Origin of the sequence: Psychrobacter cryohalolentis K5, from assembly GCF_000013905.1 — a bacterium.
Lineage (GTDB): Bacteria > Pseudomonadota > Gammaproteobacteria > Pseudomonadales > Moraxellaceae > Psychrobacter > Psychrobacter cryohalolentis.
On sequence record NC_007969.1, the window covers coordinates 1,807,458 to 1,826,167 of the forward strand.

Sequence of the window (18,710 nt, forward strand, 5' to 3'; positions counted from 1 at the left end):
CATTTTTTGTCGCTGATAGCGACTCGCTTGTTTACTTATAATTCACCGCACTTTTTCATACATACTCTAGTTTAGGAATCATTATGCTGTCACATTGGGTACGAGCCATCTTGCAAGCCACCGTCTATGACGTTGCTATTCAAACACCACTTGAAGCGGCACCCAAACTGACCCAACGTTTTACTAATGACATTCGTTTTAAACGTGAAGACCTGCAACCGGTAAAGTCCTTTAAACTGCGCGGCGCTTATAACCGCATTAGCCAATTAAATGATGAGCAAAAAGCACGTGGCGTGATTTGCGCATCGGCAGGTAACCATGCCCAAGGGGTTGCCTACTCTGCTCGTAAACTTGCTCTTAATAACATTATCGTTATGCCAACTACTACTCCTGATATCAAAGTAGATGCCGTCAGAGCACTTGGCGGCAATGTCGACTTGTACGGTGATAGCTTTGATGAAGCCAATCGCTATGCCATTGATCGCGCTGAGCGTGAAGGTCTGACTTTTATCCCACCATATGATGATGAGCTGGTGATTGCTGGACAAGGTACCATCGGGCTTGAGCTCACCCAGCAATGGCGCAATATGGATTACGTTTTTGTAGCAGTTGGTGGTGGTGGTCTGATTTCTGGCGTCGCTGCATTTTTGGGCGAAGTTGCCCCGCATGTCAAAGTCATCGCTGTAGAAGCCGACCAATCAGCGTCACTAAAAGCGGCGCTTGAAGCCAATGAGCGAGTCAAACTTGAACAAGTAGGACTGTTCGTCGATGGTGTGGCAGTTGCCCAAATCGGCGAATTACCGTTTGATATTGTTCGTATGCAGAAGAGCGATAAGTCCGGTCCTGTCGTCGATCCTGAAGTCGTCACTTGTACCAATGATGAAGTTTGCGCTGCTGTCAAAGATATCTTTGAAGAGAACCGTAGTATCGTTGAGCCTGCTGGCGCGCTGCCAGTTGCTGGTATGAAAAAATACATCGAGGCTCATAACCTACAAGGCAAAAACTGCGTCGCCATCATTTGCGGTGCTAATATGAATTTTGATCGCTTGCGCTACATCGCTGAGCGTACTGAGATTGGTGAGAAAAAAGAAGCCATCTTTGGCGTAACGATCCCTGAGCAGACTGGCGCTTTCTTAAACTTCTGTCGTAGCCTACACGGTCGTAATATTACTGAGTTTAATTACCGTGCTGATAGTAAAAAATCACCTGATTCTATGGAACCTGCGGCGATATTCGTTGGGATTGCATTAAAAGAAGGTGACAAAGAGCGTCAAACCATCCGTACGCAATTGGTAGCTGATGGCTATACAGCACACGACTTGACCGATGACGATGTCGCCAAATCCCATATCCGCCATCTGATTGGTGGCCATGCGCATGTTGAAAATGAGCAATTATTACAAGTCACTTTCCCAGAACGTCCAGGTGCTTTATTGACCTTTTTAGAAAAATTGGGTGACGATTTTAATATTACCTTGTTTCATTATCGCAATCATGGCGCTGCTGAAGGTCGAGTATTGGTCGGTTTACAAGCTTCTGAGGGTAACTCTCGCCAGCTACAAGATGCGCTGCTCGATATCGGTTACGACTGCACCATGCTTAATGATAATGTTGGTTATCAGTTGTTTTTGAAATAAAACTAAACATAGACTATCAATTCATCAGTGGCCGAAAGCATTGCTCCCAAATGACATAATGCACAGAAGCCACTTAAATCTTATAGCACTGTCCTAATACAAAAATGGATGATAACCATGACGGCATCCCCTGTGAACAGCAGTGGTGTCAATAACTTCAATGACAAAAACGATGTTAATCGCTCAATGCTCTTTTAATTATTAAAAATACCACCATTATAATCTTACGTTATTGATATCTATGAGGTTTTGATGAGTAAACATAATAAAAACCACAATCAGCCCAGTCATAGCAATCCTGATGCTGTTCGTATGCGTCTTGATAAATGGTTATGGGCTGCACGCTTTTACCGCACTCGCACTCTTGCCAAAGAAGCCATCGAAAGCGGGCGCGTACATTACGCAGGTAGCCGCGCAAAGACCAGTAAAGAGATTACCGTTGGCGATGAATTGCAGATTCGTCAAGGATCAGCCACTGCCATGACTGAAAAGACAGTCGTTGTTGAAGCACTAACGGCGCAACGCGGTAACGCAACAGCAGCTGAAGTATTGTATTCAGAAACCGAAGAAAGCATCGCTCGCCGTGCCTATTATGCTGAGCAGCGTAAACTTGCCAACCTTGCCCGTCCAGACAACAAACCCAATAAAAAAGAGCGCCGTGATTTACATCGTTTTAAGAGCAATCAAGATTAGCTCTGTTGGTAAGATCAGCAATAACATCGCCTCATCTTAAGTAATAATACGGCTAGCGGGTATGCATGAAGTGCTGACCCTATTGTTTACTCTCTGCCCTTGCCATTCAAGGTATTAACCGTTACGCTATCACCCATTAACTTACACTCTATAGCATGCTTATAAATCACATCTCTAATGTTGATTTTGATAGCATGTTTTTTTATTGCGACAAAAGGTCATCATATGCCCATCAAAGCGTCTACTCCGTCATCTGTATTATTGGTCTGTTTGGGGAATATCTGCCGTTCACCAACTGCTGAAGAGATTTTTCGTCAGCAAGCAGCGATTGCAGGGCTGTCGATGAAGGTAGATTCGGCAGGCACTGGGGATTGGCATATTGGGCATGCACCTGATGAGCGCGCGCAGCGTCACGCTAAAGCTCATGGTTACAACATCAATAAATTGGTCGCGCGCCAAGTCAGTGCTGATGACTTTCGCGATTTTGATTTAATATTGGCGATGGATGCACAAAATTTAGCAGACTTGCAGAGTATTAAAAACGGTATAACAAATACCGATAAAAAATTAGCCAAATTGGCTTTATTTAGTGAGGAAGATCCCACTTACGGCGGTGATGATGTGCCAGACCCATATACTGGTGATGGCGATGCTTTTGAAGAGGTAATCGAACGTATCGAATCAAGTGCACAAGCTTGGATTGAAAGCTGGAAGATATAGTAATCATAAGGCGCTATATTTTTGCTACCTTTATACCTAGCATCCTTTATAATAAATACCATATGACTTTTTGTTTACTTGCCCCATAGGCTATGTTATGACTTCAGCTTTATGCTCTAAACCCATTGCACCACATACTCTATCTGATGACTTAGCTGATTTGTCTTATAGCAATACTATGGCTTTGGCATGTATGGCTGACTCTGTAGTTACCTTAACGGATGAGGTGCAACTTGATGAGTTTATGGCATATTATGAGCAAGATACTCAACATAGAAAGCCATTATTTGTCTTGTCCGGTGGTAGCAATGTGCTACTACCAGCAAAGCTCAATGCGATTGTCTTACGACCACAAATGCGTGGTATACAGGTGACAGCGCAAACAGACTTTCATGTCGATATCGAGGTAATGGCAGGTGAAAACTGGCACGACTTGGTGGTACATACGGTCGCTCAAGGCTGGTATGGACTCGAAAACCTTGCACTCATACCTGGTCTTACGGGCGCCGCTCCCATACAAAATATTGGCGCTTATGGTGTTCAGCTAGAAGACTGCTTACAGTATGTACGTGCTTACCATCTGCCAAGTCAAACGTGGCATGATTTGACCGCGGTCGACTGCGAGTTTGGCTACCGTGATAGTATATTTAAACGTCAGCCGAATACGTGGCTAATCAGCCGTGTGGGTTTTAGATTGCATACTGATGCGACAAAGGTGCTGGCAAGCTATGGCGATGTACAGACCGTCGCACAGAGCTATGCGACACAGCAAGGTCGCACCAAACCGATGCCCGCTGACGTAATGCATGCCATCATTGAGATTCGTCAGCAAAAGCTGCCTGACCCGAAGCAATTACCAAATTGCGGCAGTTTTTTTCAAAATCCTATTGTCCCTCAAGATCAATTTGCTACGCTGCAATCATCTTATCCGGCTATCGTTGGCTACCCAATGCCTGACGCAATGACTAAAGTGGCAGCCGGCTGGCTTATCGAACAAGCGGGTCTAAAAGGCGGCGGTATAGAGCCTATTTTTACCCATCAGCAGCAAGCGCTAGTATTGACCAATCACGCGCCGTATATTGCTACCAAACAAGATGTCGCCGCTGCTCAAAAATATATTATAGATACTGTCTATAAGAAATTTGCGATTCAACTGTCGCGTGAGCCAGTATGGGTAAATGCCGATGGCTCCATTGGATACGATGAGCATGTGGTCTAAGCAGTCATGGTCTAATCGCCTATGGCGACATTATTTACGTTCAGCTGAGCGTATGATCAAGCTGTTTCGTATTATCAATGTCACGTTTTTGCTGGGTGCAACGACAGTTATTTTAGTCCTCATCAGTTTATTCACGCCGCTATTTTCTCAAGCAGTAGTCTATATATTGGCTCATCTGCCGCTACCAAAAATGCCACCTGTTGCTATGAGCTCGCCGCCTACCGCTTATGTGGTATTGGGTGGCGGTCTAACCAATGATAATAACAATCAAATTATCCTCAATCGCTATAGCCTTAATCGTGCCCGTGCTGCCGCTACAGCCTATCACGACCTTCCTCTGCCCATTGTACTCAGTGGTGCTGAAGCGCCTTGGCTTGGTCAATGGCTGATTGAGCATGGTATTGATGGGTTAATCAGCGAAAACGCCAGTATGAATACTTGCGAGAATGCGCGATTTACGGCAAAGCGTATCCCTCTGCATCATGTCTATCTCATCACCGACAGCTACCATATGGCACGTGCTCGCAGACAATTTGCCTTAAACGGTATCAATAGCACGGCGATTAATGCCCCCTTACCCGTCATACGTGACTGGATGGAGCCAGCACAAAACTTAAGCCATTCTAGGCGGGCGGTTTATGAGGTTGCCGCCTATCTACGCGATGTGATACGACCTCAAGCAAATTGTCGCCAAGCTAAAGAAGTGACGTCGCAGCAGCTGTTGACTCCAAGAGGTAAAGTTGCCAAAACTGCTGACGACTAGAGTCTATACCTCAATTTTAGAAACATACCCTCATAATAACCTACCTTTTTCCCTTTATCCTTACAGGTCAACCATCTCACTAGCAACAGGTGTATAATAGTAAAAGAAACTGCGATTAAAGAGATGTGCCATGCTCAGTATATTTTTACTAATTCCATTAAGTCTCATGCTGTTTGTGGTCGCGATTTGGGCAGTACGTTATGCGGTCAAATCCAATCAATTTGAGGATTTAGATAACGCCTCCCAGCGCATTATTTTAGATGATCGCCAAGAACGTCGACAAGTCATACAAGCTCAAGAAAATGTAACACCTATTCAAGAAGTAAAAGAAGTGAGCGCTACTACTTCGATTGAAAAAGAATCTAATAAGCTAAATAATGCGCATATTGTCACCCCTTCTCTCTCTGATACAGACAAGCACTCAAAAACATAGCCTTGGGCTATTTTACTAATGCGTTACCCACTTATTCTATCTGCATAAGACAGTGGTAAGTCGGTACGCTTTTTACCATTTTTAGGAGTACCTTCCCATGACCACAGCTTTACTCGTTGCGGCATTATTAATGGGTTTTTTTGGTTCGCCGCATTGCTTAGGTATGTGTGGCGGCTTAGTAACTGCCTTTGGTCTGTCGATGAAGGATGTCAGCCCCGCCAAGCGCCGTGCATTGGTGGCGACCTATCATTTCGGTCGCTTAACCAGCTACGCATTTTTGGGTTTGATCGCAGGACTGTTAGGTACTGCCGTATTACAACCACTGATGCAAGGCAATAGTGCACCACGTATTTTGCTTGGTTTGGTATTGGTGTTCGTCGGCATGACCATGCTTGGTGCACCATTTTTAAAGAGACTTGAGCGTTTTGGTATGCGATTTTGGCAATACCTAAGCCCTATTCGTCAAAAAGTATTTCCACTCAACACTTTTCCGCGAGCATTGTCTGCCGGCCTTCTATGGGGATTCTTACCTTGTGGCTTAGTCTATGGCGCCCTACTTATCGCTGTGGTCGCGCACAACCCTCTCAGCGGTGCTGCCTTGATGTTCGTCTTTGGTTTAGGAACCGTACCGATGTTAGTCGCTACTCATGAGACCGTTGGTTGGTTACGGGATAAGATTGGACGTTTTCGCTTAAGACAGCTTAATGGTGCTGTGATGGTATTATCAGGTTTGGCTGTGGTCTTCGTTCCTATCGCCATGTCCAGTATGCATGGTAATCATGGCAGCGGTCATAGCATGGGCATGGCGCATGGTGATACTATGATGATGACTGATACGGATAATACGACTCACCATGATATGAGCCAAATGGATCACAGTATGCACAATATGAATAATGACTCGGAGACGATGGAATAGCATTACTAATCAATGATAATTGCTTAATGTTATAACCAATATTACATGCATAAAAAAAGCCCTTAATGATTTATCAAGGGCTTTTTACTGTCTAAAGACTTTAGAGCTTAATTAAAAAAATCTGATTAAGGCTGCCACTGCTCAAGCTTAAACTTCGTATCCAAATGCTTCTCTAATGCTGGTATATTAAAGGCATCATCTTCGCTGACAAAGCTAATACTAATACCGGTTTGCCCAGCGCGCCCAGTACGACCGATACGGTGTACATAGTCATCTGGCTGGTCTGGTAAGGTATAATTAATCACATGACTGACATCATCAACATGAATACCGCGCCCTGCTACATCGGTCGCGACCAAAACAGAGGCATGCCCGTCTTTAAAGCGCTGTAGATATTTCTCGCGTTTTTGCTGAATCACATCGCCTGATAACATGACAATTTTATGTCCCTGACGCAGCTTATGATATAGGCGCTTTACTTGGTCTTTACGATTGGCAAAAATAATCACTTTCTCTACCGTACTATCCGTGATAATACGCTCAACCGCTTCTAGCTTCTGATCTTCGGTTAAGAGATAAAAATGTTGGTCTACCAGCTCACTGGTTTTATGCTCAGGCTCAATTTCGACAAACTCTGGCTCATGTAACCAGCGATAAGCCAAACCCATCACATCTTGGTTAAAGGTAGCAGAAAACAATAAACTTTGACGGTCGGTATTGGGTGGCATGCGACCGACTAAGCGTTTGATATCAGGTATAAACCCCATATCGAGCATGCGGTCTGCTTCATCTAATACTAATACTTCTACGCGATCAAGATAAACCATACCTTTGTGCATTAAATCAATCAAACGACCAGGTGTGGCAATCAAGATATCGACGTATTGACGCTCAAGCTCATGCTGCTGGGTTTCATAATTGGTACCACCCATAATACAGACGCTATGCAAAGAAGTATATTTGGTCAAAGCGATACAATCATCGAATATTTGCTGAGCAAGCTCACGGGTAGGTGCCATAACGACAGCACGTGGCTCACCTAAATGACGTTCTTCATCAGCAGCAAACGGACGCTTAAGTAACGCCTCCATAATGGTCAATAAAAATGTAGCCGTCTTGCCCGTACCCGTCTGCGCCTGTCCGATCGCATCTTGGTTTGCCAGCGTATGCGGCAGTATTTTTGCTTGAATCGGCGTCAATTCAGTAAAACCTAAGTCACTTACTGCACGCAAGGTCGCTGCTGAAAGTGGCAAATCCGTAAACGTCGTAAAGTTACTCAAAAAAATATCCTTTTATATAAATCGCTTGTGTATCATAAATAAATGAGAGGCTATAAGGCTTAACGGTTTATAGCAACGATTAGTCAGCAGGCAAGCCCCATAAAACTGATAAGCATAAAAAAGCCAAGCCCCATGTCGATGCTTACCAAATATGCTGCGTTAAAATCAACATAAGTAAGACAGGACGAGCTTGACTCAGTAGTATATCAGTAGTTTGTACAGACATTATAGCTAAACTGCACGAATGACTGTTACGATTACTCTTCTACTTTTCTGACTTCTTCAGCTTGTAGGCCTTTATCACCTTCTACTACACTGAACTCAACTTTTTCGCCGTCTTTTAGAGAGCGATAACCATCACCTTGGATCGCGCGGAAATGCACAAAAATATCTTCTCCGCTATCACGTTGAATGAAACCAAAGCCTTTTGAGTCATTAAACCACTTAACGATACCTTGCTCGCGAGCTGACATAATATTACTTCCTAAAAAGTTTACTTAGTCCCAAATTCCTTTGCATCATTGCATATAAACGGGTACCAAGATGATGAAATCAAAACTTAAAAGTGACTATCTAATACAGTATTAGCGACATATGAAAGCCTTATACTTACTTTTAGTATTTAGCATATAGTCATTTTACTGCCCCTAGTCTTTTCTTTGATAGAAATTAAAACTACTTTATCAAAAAAGCGTTAATTATCTACCAAACTAGAGTTAGCAACAAACATGTAATGTTTATTGTGTAAAAAATATCATAACACGGGTTTTTAGCAACACAAAGGCTTTTAATATGATTTTTATACCTCGATCTATTTTTTAGAATTATTTTTTTATAAGTTAGCTTGCAAGCTGTTAATATAAAAGGATAGAGAGCGCTATGTTTCCTAACACCTGTTATTGTAGTACGCTTATACTCACCAATAATTTATCTAGACATATTCATTGCTACTCATAGAGACCATTATGACCGCCTCATCTCAATCAGCAACGACCAGCACTGCTTCCCATAAAAAAGCCAATAAAACCCTTACTCATAAGCTATTATTGATTAATGGTGTCAATCTAAATCTACTCGGCAAACGTGAGCCTGATATTTATGGTCATATGACGCTTGCTGATATTGAGAGTGCTTTAATCAAGCGCGCCGCGGCACATGGTATTGAGCTAATTTGTAGTCAGTCGAATCACGAAGGCAAACTGGTCGATGATATTCAGTATTACGGTCTATTGGCAGAGCCAAGCGCACAGATCGATGCCATAATCATCAATCCTGCTGCTTTTACTCATACGTCTGTTGCGATACGCGATGCGCTACTTGCTACCCAAAAGCCATTTATAGAAGTGCATCTATCGAACGTCCACGCACGTGAATCGTTTCGCGAGCATTCTTATTTATGTGATGTAGCAGTTGGCGTGATTTGTGGTTTGGGGCATTTGGGCTATGATATGGCATTGGATTATTGGCTGACCCATACTTATGCAATAACACTGAATAAGTAGTTTAATGACGTTAAGGTTTTTATCTAAACAATACTGCCGAACACATGACAAAAATTACTGCGACAAGTACTACACAAACCGTTATCGCGATACTTTTAGCACAGTAGTTAAACAGCATTCATTCGATTAAAATAATAATATTAGGGGTTAAATAATAACCCACTAAATACCCCACTATATGGTGATAGGCATGGCAAAATCGTCCGGAACGCGCTTTATGAAACTTGCTGGCATGACAGCAAGTATTGCTGGAAAAGCAGCTAAAAACTCCTTAAAGCATCTCTCAAGTGACGAAGAAAAACGCCTACAAGCGCGCTCAGAATTGATGCAAGATGTCGGTATTCAAATCGCTGAAACTTTAGGTGAGATGAAAGGTGCGGTCATGAAGGTAGGTCAAATTGCCTCGCAGTATAAAGATGTGTTTCCACCTGAAGTTGCAACCGCATTAGAGAAACTGCAAAAAGATGCACCGGCGATGCCCTATGCGCAGATACGCACACAAGTTGAAAGTGAGCTCAAAGCACCTATTCATGAATTGTTTACTGAATTCGAAGAAATGCCATTTGCTGCAGCTTCCATCGGACAGGTACATCGCGCAATTTTGCCATCTGGGCAAAGGGTTGTGGTTAAGGTGCAATACCCTGATGTCGACAAAAATTGTGATAGCGACCTAAAACAAGTGCGTATGGCACTAAAAATCGCTGGCGTGCTCAATATGAGTAAGCAATTGCAAGAGCAGTTATTTCACGAAATTCGCCAAAGCTTACATGATGAGCTTGATTATATTAAAGAGGCGCATAATCTGCGGGTATTCGGCGCTTTTCATGCCGAAGATACGGGTCTCATCATCCCAAAAGTGATTAGCAGTCACTCTTCTAAAAGAATCTTGACCTTGACAGAAGAGAGCGGCGAAACCTTAACAGTGGCAGCAACGTGGGATAATGATATTAAGCAAAAAATCGCAGTGCGCTTGTTTCATTTTACCGCAGGGCAGCTGTTTGGGTTATATCGAATGCACTGCGACCCTCATCCGGGCAACTTTGCGTTCCGTGCTGATGGCAGTGTAGTTGCCTATGATTTTGGCGGGATTCGTAGCTATAGCGACAGCGAAGTTCAATTATTTCGCCGATTTGCCAAGCATGCCTTAAAAGGTGATGTCACTGCCCTTGAGCAAGATTTGGTTGCTCTGGATATACGCCGTGAAGACGATAAAATCGTACCGGGCGAGTTTTATGGAAAATGGTTAGAGATTGGGCTGAAACCCTTATCTATCAAACCCTATCAAGACGGTAATTTTGATTTTGCAAGCAGTCAAACCCATCATGAAGCCATCGCCCAAATGCGCACTTCTTTGAAATACTTTGGACAGTTTCAACCATCAGCCTCTACGATGATGCTCGATCGTACTATATCAGGACAATACTGGAACCTAGTCAATCTAGGAGTGACGATAGATTTGTCGCCACTGGTACATGAATATATAGGTTTTTAGAGCGTTAAATGGCTATAAATATATAGGACAAGTTTTAGTATTGATTATACATGCAAGGCATGTCCACAGCGGTCACAAAAATCCGCACCTACTGCGTGACCAAATTTACCACAGTTCGGACACGTGACAGGATTGAGCTGCGGGCGCATATTACGTGCAAGCTCTGAGGTGAAAATCCCTGTCGGTACAGCAATGATTGAGTAACCTGTAATCATGACCATGGTTGCAATGGCTTGCCCCAATGGTGTTTTTGGTGACATGTCGCCGTAACCAACCGTCGTCATAGTAACAACTGCCCAATAGATAGATAGCGGAATACTGGTAAAGCCGTTTTCTGGTCCTTCTACGACATAGATAATCGAGCCGAAAATGGTGACCAGTAACACCAGTGATAAGAAAAATACCGTGATTTTTTGCTGACTGGTTCTAAGCGCAGACGCCAAAAATCCTGCTTGTTGCATATAGGCTTCAAGCTTAAGTACCCGAAAGATACGCAAAATACGTAAGATACGAATGACAAGTAAGTACTGTACGCCCACAAACATTAAGCTTAAGTAGCTCGGTAGTACGGACAATAAATCCACTATCCCAAAAAAACTAAACACGTAACGAAAACGATTGGGTGCTGAGAACAACCTGAGCATATACTCAATCGTAAACAAAATAGTAAAAAACCATTCTGCATACAAAAACAGCGTGCCATACTGCAAGCGCATATAGAGCACACTATCGAGCATCACGACCGCCACACTGGCCAAAATCGCGATCAACAATACAATATCAAACAGCTTACCCAAACGAGTATCTGTACCTTCAATAATAATATGAATGCGGTTACGCAAATGAGTAACGGCTTCGGTATTCGGCTGCTTCATAAAGTCAATCAAATCATAGGATCAATGGATATCTAAAACCGGACAACTTAGGCGTATATGCATAAGCTAAGATTGGTCAAAATACGTGAAAGTGGTTTATAATATTGAAAGTAATGTGGTTATTGGCTGCTATCCGTCACTACGAAAATAATCGATGACGGGTCAAAAGCCAGAACATAGCAGTGTAGCAAAAAAGCGCTATTAACAACATACAAATCGTTAACTTAGCGACAGATCACTTACCTGAGCTTAACAGCGCAATCAGGTAATAAAAACTGCATTAACTATAAAAAATTTTTACCAATAAATGTTTTAGCTGTACAATACATCACTCGTAATACTTAAGGACGTCATATGGCAGGCCATTCAAAATGGGCAAATATCAAACACCGTAAAGCCCGTCAGGATGCGGTAAAAGGTAAAGTATTTACCAAAATTATTCGTGAAATTGTTTCTGCTGCCAAGCAAGGTGATCCTGACCCTGATAAGAATCCGCGCCTACGTGCGGTTATTGAAAAAGCCCTCTCCGTCAATATGACAAGAGACACCATCAATCGTGCGGTAGCTCGTGGTACAGGCGGTGATGACAATGACAATATGGACGAAGTCAGCTATGAAGGTTATGGCATCGGCGGCGTCGCAGTATTAGTCGAAACCATGACTGACAATCTCAATCGGACAGTCAGTGAAGTACGCCATGCTTTTACCAAAAATGATGGCAATCTGGGTACTACTGGCTCTGTGGCTTACCTATTCAATAAACGCGGTGAAATAAGCTTTAATGACACAAGTTTAGAAGATGAAGTTATGCTAGTGGCATTAGATGCAGGTGCGCTTGATATCGAAAATGATGGCGAAAGCTTGCTTGTCATCACTGAGTGGGAAAATTTCGGTCATGTTAAAGACGCGCTTAATGCTGCTGGTTTAGTCTCTGACAATGCTGAAGTAACTATGTCGCCATCAACCAGTGCTGAAATAGACAACGTTGCAGATGCCGAAAAAGTCATGAAGATGATTGATATGTTAGAAGATATTGATGATGTGCAAGAAGTTTATAGCAACGTCAATTTCTCAGACGAAGTCATGGCGCAACTTGAGCAGTAATTTTTGTGCTTTGTATTAAAAAAGCCAAACGTTTTTAGCGTTTGGCTTTTTTGTTCAACAATATGTGACATGTGACGAGCAATTACTTCAAACTAAGCTTTGCACGTGACGCCTTCAAGCGCTAACAAATGCGTTTTCTTATCTAAGCCGCCTGTATAACCACCAAGTTTGCCGTCGCTTGCAATAACACGATGACACGGAACGATAATACTAAAAGGGTTTTTACTATTGGCATTCGCAACCGCACGAAAGCCTTTGGGACTATCGACATTTTGTGCCAGCGTTGCATAGCTAATCGTCTCACCATAAGCAATATCTTGTAGTGCTTGCCAAACTCGCTGCTGAAACTTAGTTCCTAAGCTTGCATCTAGTGGCAAATCGAACGCTTGACGCTCACCGTTAAAATACTCCGTTAATTGTGCTATAGCCTCTATTAATAATGCTTGAGTAGGTTCATTTTTGCTTAGGCTGTCTTTATCTATGAATGTGAAGCTTTGATCGTCAATACCATAATGCTTTTTAAGCTTGGGAATAGATTTTGAGCTGTGCCAAGAGTCACCTGCCAGCAGCCAATTGACCTCAACCAGCTTAGGACTGCTATGCTCATTGACACTCGCAATTAATGTTAACTGATTAGATCCAAAAGCGGCTGTGGTGACTATCATAACTACTCCTTTCAAATCGTTGTATTTTCAAGACTTGAGTATTGGCTAAAATAAACTGTTGAGCGCTATTCTTTGTCATCAGTTTCAAACAACGCGGCGACAAATTGTTTTGGACTAAAGGCACGCAGATCATCAATCGACTCACCTACGCCAATATAACGAATAGGTACATCCGTCGTTTCGGCAATATTAAAGACCACACCGCCTTTTGCAGTTCCGTCTAGTTTTGTAATCGTGATTCCGGTTAATGGCACCACTTTATTAAATAATTCCACTTGATTAATGGCATTTTGACCCGTGCCAGCATCAAGCACAATCATACCTTCATGTGGCGCGCTTGGATCCGCTTTGCGCATCACACGTACGACTTTTTCGAGCTCTGCCATTAGATGGGTTTTATTCTGTAAACGTCCAGCAGTATCGGCAATTAACACATCAATATTTTTTGCTTTAGCAGATTGCATGGCATCAAAGATAACTGATGCACTATCAGAGCCATGACCTTGCGCCACAACTGGAATATGATTACGCTCACCCCAGATTTGCAGCTGTTCAGTAGCAGCTGCGCGGAAAGTGTCCCCTGCTGCTAACATCACAGACTTACCCTCGCCTTGCAAACGTTTGGCAAGTTTACCGATAGTCGTCGTTTTACCTACGCCATTCACGCCTACGACCAAGATAACAAATGGTTTTTTGCTGCTATCAATAATAAGCGGCGCAACTTTTGGCGTTAAGATATCGACCAATTCAGTCTGTAATGCCTTGTATAGTGAATGCGCGTAGATTAAATCACCGCGATCTGTCTGCTCAGTAAGGCTTTTGATAATACGATTGGTTGCATTGACACCGATATCAGCCACCAACAGTTGGTCTTCAACCTCTTCTAATAGCTCATCATCAATCTCTTTGCCACCAATAAGGATACTGACCATCCCTTCGGCTAAGTTCTTACGCGACTTACTTAAACCGGTTTTCATCCGGTTAAACCAGCTGCCTTTTTTGCTGCTTTCTTGTTCCTCTTGCAACGCTTTATTTGCTTGCGACTCTACTGGAATCGTTTGCTGTGGCTCAGAGGACGCTTGATTACTACTACTATTAATGCTACTTGCATTGCTAGGCGTAACGCTTGGCAAATCGCCTAATTGTGCTTGTAAGGGCATAGTGGGGATTTTTGACGCAGAAACAGCTGGTGTTGTATTCTCTGTATCATTGGTATTTGCAAAGCTCTCTGAGGTATTGTCTGTATGAATCTGCTTTTGCGTCATGAGGATAGGCGCGCCTAGGGCAATGCTCTCAGCTGCATCGGTGCTTGATACTTGCTTATTGACTGTAGGCGTTACTGGCTCATTGCTATTACTTACCCCATTTCTTTCAGGGGCATCGATAATAGGGACAGATTGCACTGGCAGACTGGGTAAGGTAATATCATCGTCATCTAATTCATCAAGTCCGCTGTCAAGATTAATGACCACACGATTGCTATTATTGGGGTTATTCATAAGTTTGCCCTAAAGTTCATCAGTATGAGTAATATGTTTATGGTAAAACCGGATCTGTATATCGTTGTATTGTCCGTTTTCTATGATTCAATGCAGAGATTATTTTTAGTCTAGTTTAGCATAATTCAAGTTGAGCTCAGCCTTTCGCATCCTAGATTGCTTGTAAATGGCAAAAATCATCAAGTGATACAAAAGCACTATTAAACCTTTAGTGTGAAAAAGATGATAAATAAGATCGCTCATTGAGCAAGTTTCGCTTAAGGTTTGGACACATAAATCTGACCTTTGCGATGGCAAACTTCGCCTACTCTTAGCAAAGCTAATTAAATACCTGTTTATACCCTTTATCTCCATGCTTCTTACTTATATTAGGAATGTCTTATGTTGTCTTTATCCAATCATTATAAAAACATTACCCATATCACTGCTGCTTTATTACTGGCGACGATGGCACTATCAGCGACAGGTTGTAACACGACTCAAGAATTCAAGCCGACTGCCAGTGTCATGGTTGGGGCGCACAAATCTTTATGATGGTATAAGTATCAGTACCATGATGAAAATAGATATATAGTCAATTCAATTTAAAAAGAACACAGTACTGCTGGGATAAATTTTGCGAAGCCTCTGGAGTGCGAAGCGCACAGCAAGCGAGAGAAATTTATACCAGCATAATGCTATTCTGAACGTAACTCTTTTACATTGAACTTACTATACGCTCTCATCCATTTATAAGCTGCCCGTTTAAAAGTCTCCCTTTTATATAAGTAGAACATATCATGTCTGTCCCTTTATACCGAACCACATTTTCTCTACGTCTTGCATCTGCCTTAGCCATGGCGACCACGCTTGCTGCTTGTCAAACCAGTGCCATTAACGCCAATCCTGTGACTGCGGTCAAGCATCCAGTGCCTGAAGACATAGTTACCAAGGACGCTCAGCCATCATCAGCGCTGACTATGGATATGTCTGGTCGCCATGAATATCAGCTGAAAAATGGTCTAAAAATAGTGGTAAAAGAAGACCACCGTGCGCCTGTGGTGATGACTCAGATTTGGTATCGGGTTGGCTCAGCTGATGAGCCGGTCAATAAAGGTGGTATCTCGCATGTGCTTGAGCATATGATGTTTAAAGGCACTAGTAACGTTTCAAGCGCTGATTATGAACGCTTAATTGCTAAGTTTGGTGGCGTCAATAATGCCTTTACTAGCTATGATTATACGGGTTATTACGAGCTGTTCCCTGCCAACCGTTTTCCTTTAGCACTTGAGCTTGAAGCAGATCGGATGAAAAACTTAGTATTTAATGAAAAAGAGTTTGTCAAAGAGCATCAAGTTGTCATGGAGGAGCGTCGTCAGCGTACTGATGACAATCCACTTGCTAAAGCTTATGAATCATTTCGTTTGCTGGCATTGCCAAATAGCCCCAAAGGCGAGTCAGTCATCGGACCTATGAATGAGCTTGAATCGATTACGCTCTCAGACTTAAAAGACTGGTATAAAACATGGTATGCACCAAATAATGCCACCTTGGTTATTGTTGGCGACGTTGAGCCCACTGAAGTCTTAACCCAAGTAAAGCGCTACTTTGGTGAGCTAAAACCGAGTAAGCTGCCAAAACGTCCTGAAGTGAGTCAAAAAGGCTTTCGCGGTTATCAGCAAGTAGAATCTGAGCAAGCAGTACAAGTGCCTGTATTGCTGATGGGTTATAACGTACCAAGCCTTGTGACAGCAGGCGCAAGTAACGAAAAACAAGCCTACGCGCTATCCCTTGCGCAAGACGTATTGGATGGCGGTTTATCAGCGCGCCTTGAGAGTCGATTGGTACGCGAGCAAGGGCTCCTGACCACGGTGGGTACGTCTTATGATCTATTAGATCGTGGCGACGGGCTATTTTTGATACAAGCGACTCCGCGTGAAGGCGTCAGCTTAGCGCAAGCGCAGCAAGCCATCATCTCTGAAATAGAAAAGCTTAAAACCGATCCAATTGCCACCGATGAAATTGAGCGCGCCAAAACCAATACGGTCACTGGTCTGGTATACGCGCAAGACAGCATGGAAGGTCAAGCGCGTATAATTGGCTCACTACAATCTATCGGTCTCGATGATAGGTTACTTGCTCAGCTACCCACCAAAATGAATACCGTAACGGTTGAAGACATACAAGCAGCTAGTAAAAAGTATTTGGTCAAAGACAATTTGACGGTCATGCATATTATCCCACCTAAAGAACCAGTCAAAAAGGTCGTTAAGAAAAAATAAGGTTAATGTAATATCAGATGATGTTATCAAATATCATGACCAAAACTGCCAACGACTAAAAACGCTATTAATAAGAAGAAAGCTATGACTCAAAATACCATTTTAAAAGCCAAAAAGAATACTGCTCTGGTGTCATCAATAAAGCCGACATTTAAGCGACTACCCTATTTGAGTATGGGGTTATTTTTGGGGCTGACTACTTTGACCATGACCGCGCAGGCTGATGGCATTACTGGTGAGGATTATCGTACTCAGGCATCTGCAGTTGATGTCAATGCGCCTATTGCTGCTTTGTCTAAGTTGACTAGCCTTGATAATGCCAAGCCTTTAAAAGTCACCGTTCCAAAGATTCAACAGTTTAAGACCAAAGCGGGTGTGCCAGTACTTTTTGTACCGACGACGGCATTACCCATTGTCGACATCGATTTACGTTTTAATGCTGGTAGCGCGCGCGATGGCAGTATCAGTAGCACAGGTTTTGGTATCGCCAATATGACAGCGACCATGCTTGAACAAGGCTCAAAACGTTTAGATGAAAACGAATTTACTCGCGCGGTTGAAACCTTAGGCATCAATCTAGGCAGCAGTGCCTATAAAGATATATTTACGGTCTCATTACGCAGTTTATCTGACGATAAACATCTATTACCTGCCATCGATTTGATGACCCAAATGCTCATCGAACCAAGTTTTAATGAACAAATTTTAGCCCGCAATAAAGCCCGTTTATTGGTCGGCTTGCAGCAGCAAAAACAAGACCCAAACAGCCTTGCCAGCCTTGCTTTTGATAAAGCACTCTATGGCGGCCATCCTTATGCTCATCCTTCTGTTGGCACCCTTGAAACAGTACCTAATATCACAAGACAACAGCTGATAGATTTTAAAAATCGCTATCTGGTTGCCGCCAACGCTAGCCTTTCTATGACAGGTAATCTCACTTTAGCGCAAGCCAAAAAACTGGCAGAAAACATCACGGCGGGTTTACCTACTGGTCAAGCAGCGCCTATTCTGCCTGAACCAAAACCATTGACGAAGTCTCAGCATATTCATATTCCCTTTCCTAGCACTCAAACGACAGTACTGATGGGGCAACTTGGTGATAAGCGTGCAACGGATCCGCAAGCGCAGCAAAAGCAAACCAGTTTTGCCGTTGGCAACGAGGTGCTCGCAGGGGGCGATTTTAATGCACGACTGATGACGGAAATCAGACAAAACCTTGGCTATACTTATGGTATTTCAGGCTCGATGAGTCCGATGCTGACACGTGGACCTTATCAGATAGGTTTTTCGACTCGCAATGACAAGGCTCGTGCTGCGATTGATGCTAGCTTAGACGTTATTAATAACACGTTAAAAAATGGCATTACTAGTACTGAGATGAAGCTGACCACGGACAATTTAAAAAACAGCTTCCCAATGGGTTTTGCCAGTAACGCTGGTATTAATGGTTTGCTTGGTATGATGAATTTTTATCAGCTATCAACAAGCTATCTTAGCAACTATGTCAATCGTATCGAACAAGTCAAATTAGCAGAGGTGAATCAGACCCTGCGTGATACCTTAAAGCCTGATGACTTCTTAATTGTGACCGTTGGTGAGGTCAATCCTTGGGATAAGAAGGCGGCTAAATAGTTAATTTATCTTTCAT

Annotated in this window: 18 protein-coding genes and 1 pseudogene; 14 read left to right on the plus strand and 5 right to left on the minus strand. The window is 42.9% G+C overall.

The genetic code is table 11. The features are described 5' to 3' along the window. Positions 1-83 precede the first annotated feature (83 nt). The 8 genes and pseudogenes from ilvA to PCRYO_RS07515 all read left to right on the plus strand — a co-directional run bounded on the left by ilvA (position 84) and on the right by PCRYO_RS07515 (position 6,384). The gene (ilvA, locus tag PCRYO_RS07485) at positions 84-1,637 is read left to right on the plus strand and encodes a threonine ammonia-lyase, biosynthetic (RefSeq protein WP_011513798.1); all 1,554 of its coding nucleotides are present in this window, start codon (positions 84-86) and stop codon (positions 1,635-1,637) included. 95 nt (positions 1,638-1,732) lie between these two features. Beyond that, a pseudogene (locus tag PCRYO_RS13330) lies at positions 1,733-1,792 on the plus strand (excalibur calcium-binding domain-containing protein); the annotation flags it as partial. Positions 1,793-1,889: 97 nt separating this feature from the next. Further along, positions 1,890-2,330, plus strand: a complete 441-nt coding sequence (locus PCRYO_RS07490; protein ID WP_011513799.1) for an RNA-binding S4 domain-containing protein — start codon at positions 1,890-1,892, stop codon at positions 2,328-2,330. Positions 2,331-2,555: 225 nt separating this feature from the next. Further along, complete coding sequence (locus PCRYO_RS07495; RefSeq protein ID WP_011513800.1) at positions 2,556-3,050, plus strand: low molecular weight protein-tyrosine-phosphatase; 495 nt, start codon at positions 2,556-2,558, stop codon at positions 3,048-3,050. 97 nt (positions 3,051-3,147) lie between these two features. Then, complete coding sequence (gene murB, locus PCRYO_RS07500) at positions 3,148-4,269, plus strand: UDP-N-acetylmuramate dehydrogenase (protein ID WP_011513801.1); 1,122 nt, start codon at positions 3,148-3,150, stop codon at positions 4,267-4,269. Next, entirely contained in the window at positions 4,235-5,032 is a 798-nt protein-coding gene (locus PCRYO_RS07505) for a YdcF family protein (RefSeq protein WP_227500785.1), read from the plus strand. The genes murB and PCRYO_RS07505 overlap by 35 nt, the downstream gene beginning before the upstream one ends. 130 nt (positions 5,033-5,162) lie before the next feature. Beyond that, positions 5,163-5,465, plus strand: coding sequence for a cbb3-type cytochrome oxidase assembly protein CcoS (ccoS, locus tag PCRYO_RS07510; RefSeq protein WP_011513803.1), 303 nt, complete (start codon positions 5,163-5,165; stop codon positions 5,463-5,465). Positions 5,466-5,562: 97 nt separating this feature from the next. Then, entirely contained in the window at positions 5,563-6,384 is an 822-nt protein-coding gene (locus PCRYO_RS07515; RefSeq protein WP_011513804.1) for a sulfite exporter TauE/SafE family protein, read from the plus strand. Positions 6,385-6,509: 125 nt separating this feature from the next. Here the strand turns inward: PCRYO_RS07515 and PCRYO_RS07520 are convergent, their stop codons facing one another. Beyond that, entirely contained in the window at positions 6,510-7,664 is a 1,155-nt protein-coding gene (locus PCRYO_RS07520; protein WP_011513805.1) for a DEAD/DEAH box helicase, read from the minus strand. A gap of 257 nt (positions 7,665-7,921) precedes the next feature. Beyond that, positions 7,922-8,137, minus strand: a complete 216-nt coding sequence (locus PCRYO_RS07525) for a cold-shock protein (RefSeq protein ID WP_011513806.1) — start codon at positions 8,135-8,137, stop codon at positions 7,922-7,924. Positions 8,138-8,629: 492 nt separating this feature from the next. Here PCRYO_RS07525 and aroQ point away from each other — a divergent pair, with 492 nt between their 5' ends. Together aroQ and PCRYO_RS07535 are read left to right on the plus strand one after the other, a co-directional pair. Beyond that, the gene (gene aroQ, locus PCRYO_RS07530; protein WP_011513807.1) at positions 8,630-9,166 is read left to right on the plus strand and encodes a type II 3-dehydroquinate dehydratase; all 537 of its coding nucleotides are present in this window, start codon (positions 8,630-8,632) and stop codon (positions 9,164-9,166) included. Between the two features lie 190 nt (positions 9,167-9,356). Continuing rightward, positions 9,357-10,658 carry an ABC1 kinase family protein gene (locus tag PCRYO_RS07535; protein WP_011513808.1) on the plus strand — a complete coding sequence of 434 codons (1,302 nt, stop codon included), beginning with the start codon at positions 9,357-9,359 and terminating at the stop codon, positions 10,656-10,658. A gap of 44 nt (positions 10,659-10,702) precedes the next feature. Here the strand turns inward: PCRYO_RS07535 and PCRYO_RS07540 are convergent, their stop codons facing one another. Continuing rightward, complete coding sequence (locus PCRYO_RS07540; RefSeq protein ID WP_011513809.1) at positions 10,703-11,533, minus strand: ion transporter; 831 nt, start codon at positions 11,531-11,533, stop codon at positions 10,703-10,705. Positions 11,534-11,887: 354 nt separating this feature from the next. Here PCRYO_RS07540 and PCRYO_RS07545 point away from each other — a divergent pair, with 354 nt between their 5' ends. Next, positions 11,888-12,637 (plus strand): YebC/PmpR family DNA-binding transcriptional regulator, encoded by a 750-nt coding sequence (locus PCRYO_RS07545; protein ID WP_011513810.1) that lies wholly within the window; start codon positions 11,888-11,890, stop codon positions 12,635-12,637. Between the two features lie 92 nt (positions 12,638-12,729). Here PCRYO_RS07545 and PCRYO_RS07550 read toward each other — a convergent pair whose 3' ends face one another. Further along, positions 12,730-13,302 (minus strand): methylated-DNA--[protein]-cysteine S-methyltransferase, encoded by a 573-nt coding sequence (locus PCRYO_RS07550; RefSeq protein ID WP_011513811.1) that lies wholly within the window; start codon positions 13,300-13,302, stop codon positions 12,730-12,732. 65 nt (positions 13,303-13,367) lie between these two features. Next, positions 13,368-14,801 carry a signal recognition particle-docking protein FtsY gene (gene ftsY, locus PCRYO_RS13495; RefSeq protein ID WP_011513812.1) on the minus strand — a complete coding sequence of 478 codons (1,434 nt, stop codon included), beginning with the start codon at positions 14,799-14,801 and terminating at the stop codon, positions 13,368-13,370. A 381-nt stretch (positions 14,802-15,182) separates the two neighbouring features. On the opposite strand from ftsY, the gene PCRYO_RS13170 reads away from it, so the two are divergent. From PCRYO_RS13170 to PCRYO_RS07565, 3 genes are all read left to right on the plus strand, one after another. Continuing rightward, positions 15,183-15,335 (plus strand): hypothetical protein, encoded by a 153-nt coding sequence (locus tag PCRYO_RS13170; protein ID WP_156772646.1) that lies wholly within the window; start codon positions 15,183-15,185, stop codon positions 15,333-15,335. A 245-nt stretch (positions 15,336-15,580) separates the two neighbouring features. Beyond that, positions 15,581-17,062 (plus strand): M16 family metallopeptidase, encoded by a 1,482-nt coding sequence (locus PCRYO_RS07560; RefSeq protein WP_011513813.1) that lies wholly within the window; start codon positions 15,581-15,583, stop codon positions 17,060-17,062. Between the two features lie 84 nt (positions 17,063-17,146). Then, positions 17,147-18,694, plus strand: a complete 1,548-nt coding sequence (locus tag PCRYO_RS07565) for a M16 family metallopeptidase (RefSeq protein ID WP_011513814.1) — start codon at positions 17,147-17,149, stop codon at positions 18,692-18,694. Positions 18,695-18,710: the final 16 nt, after the last annotated feature.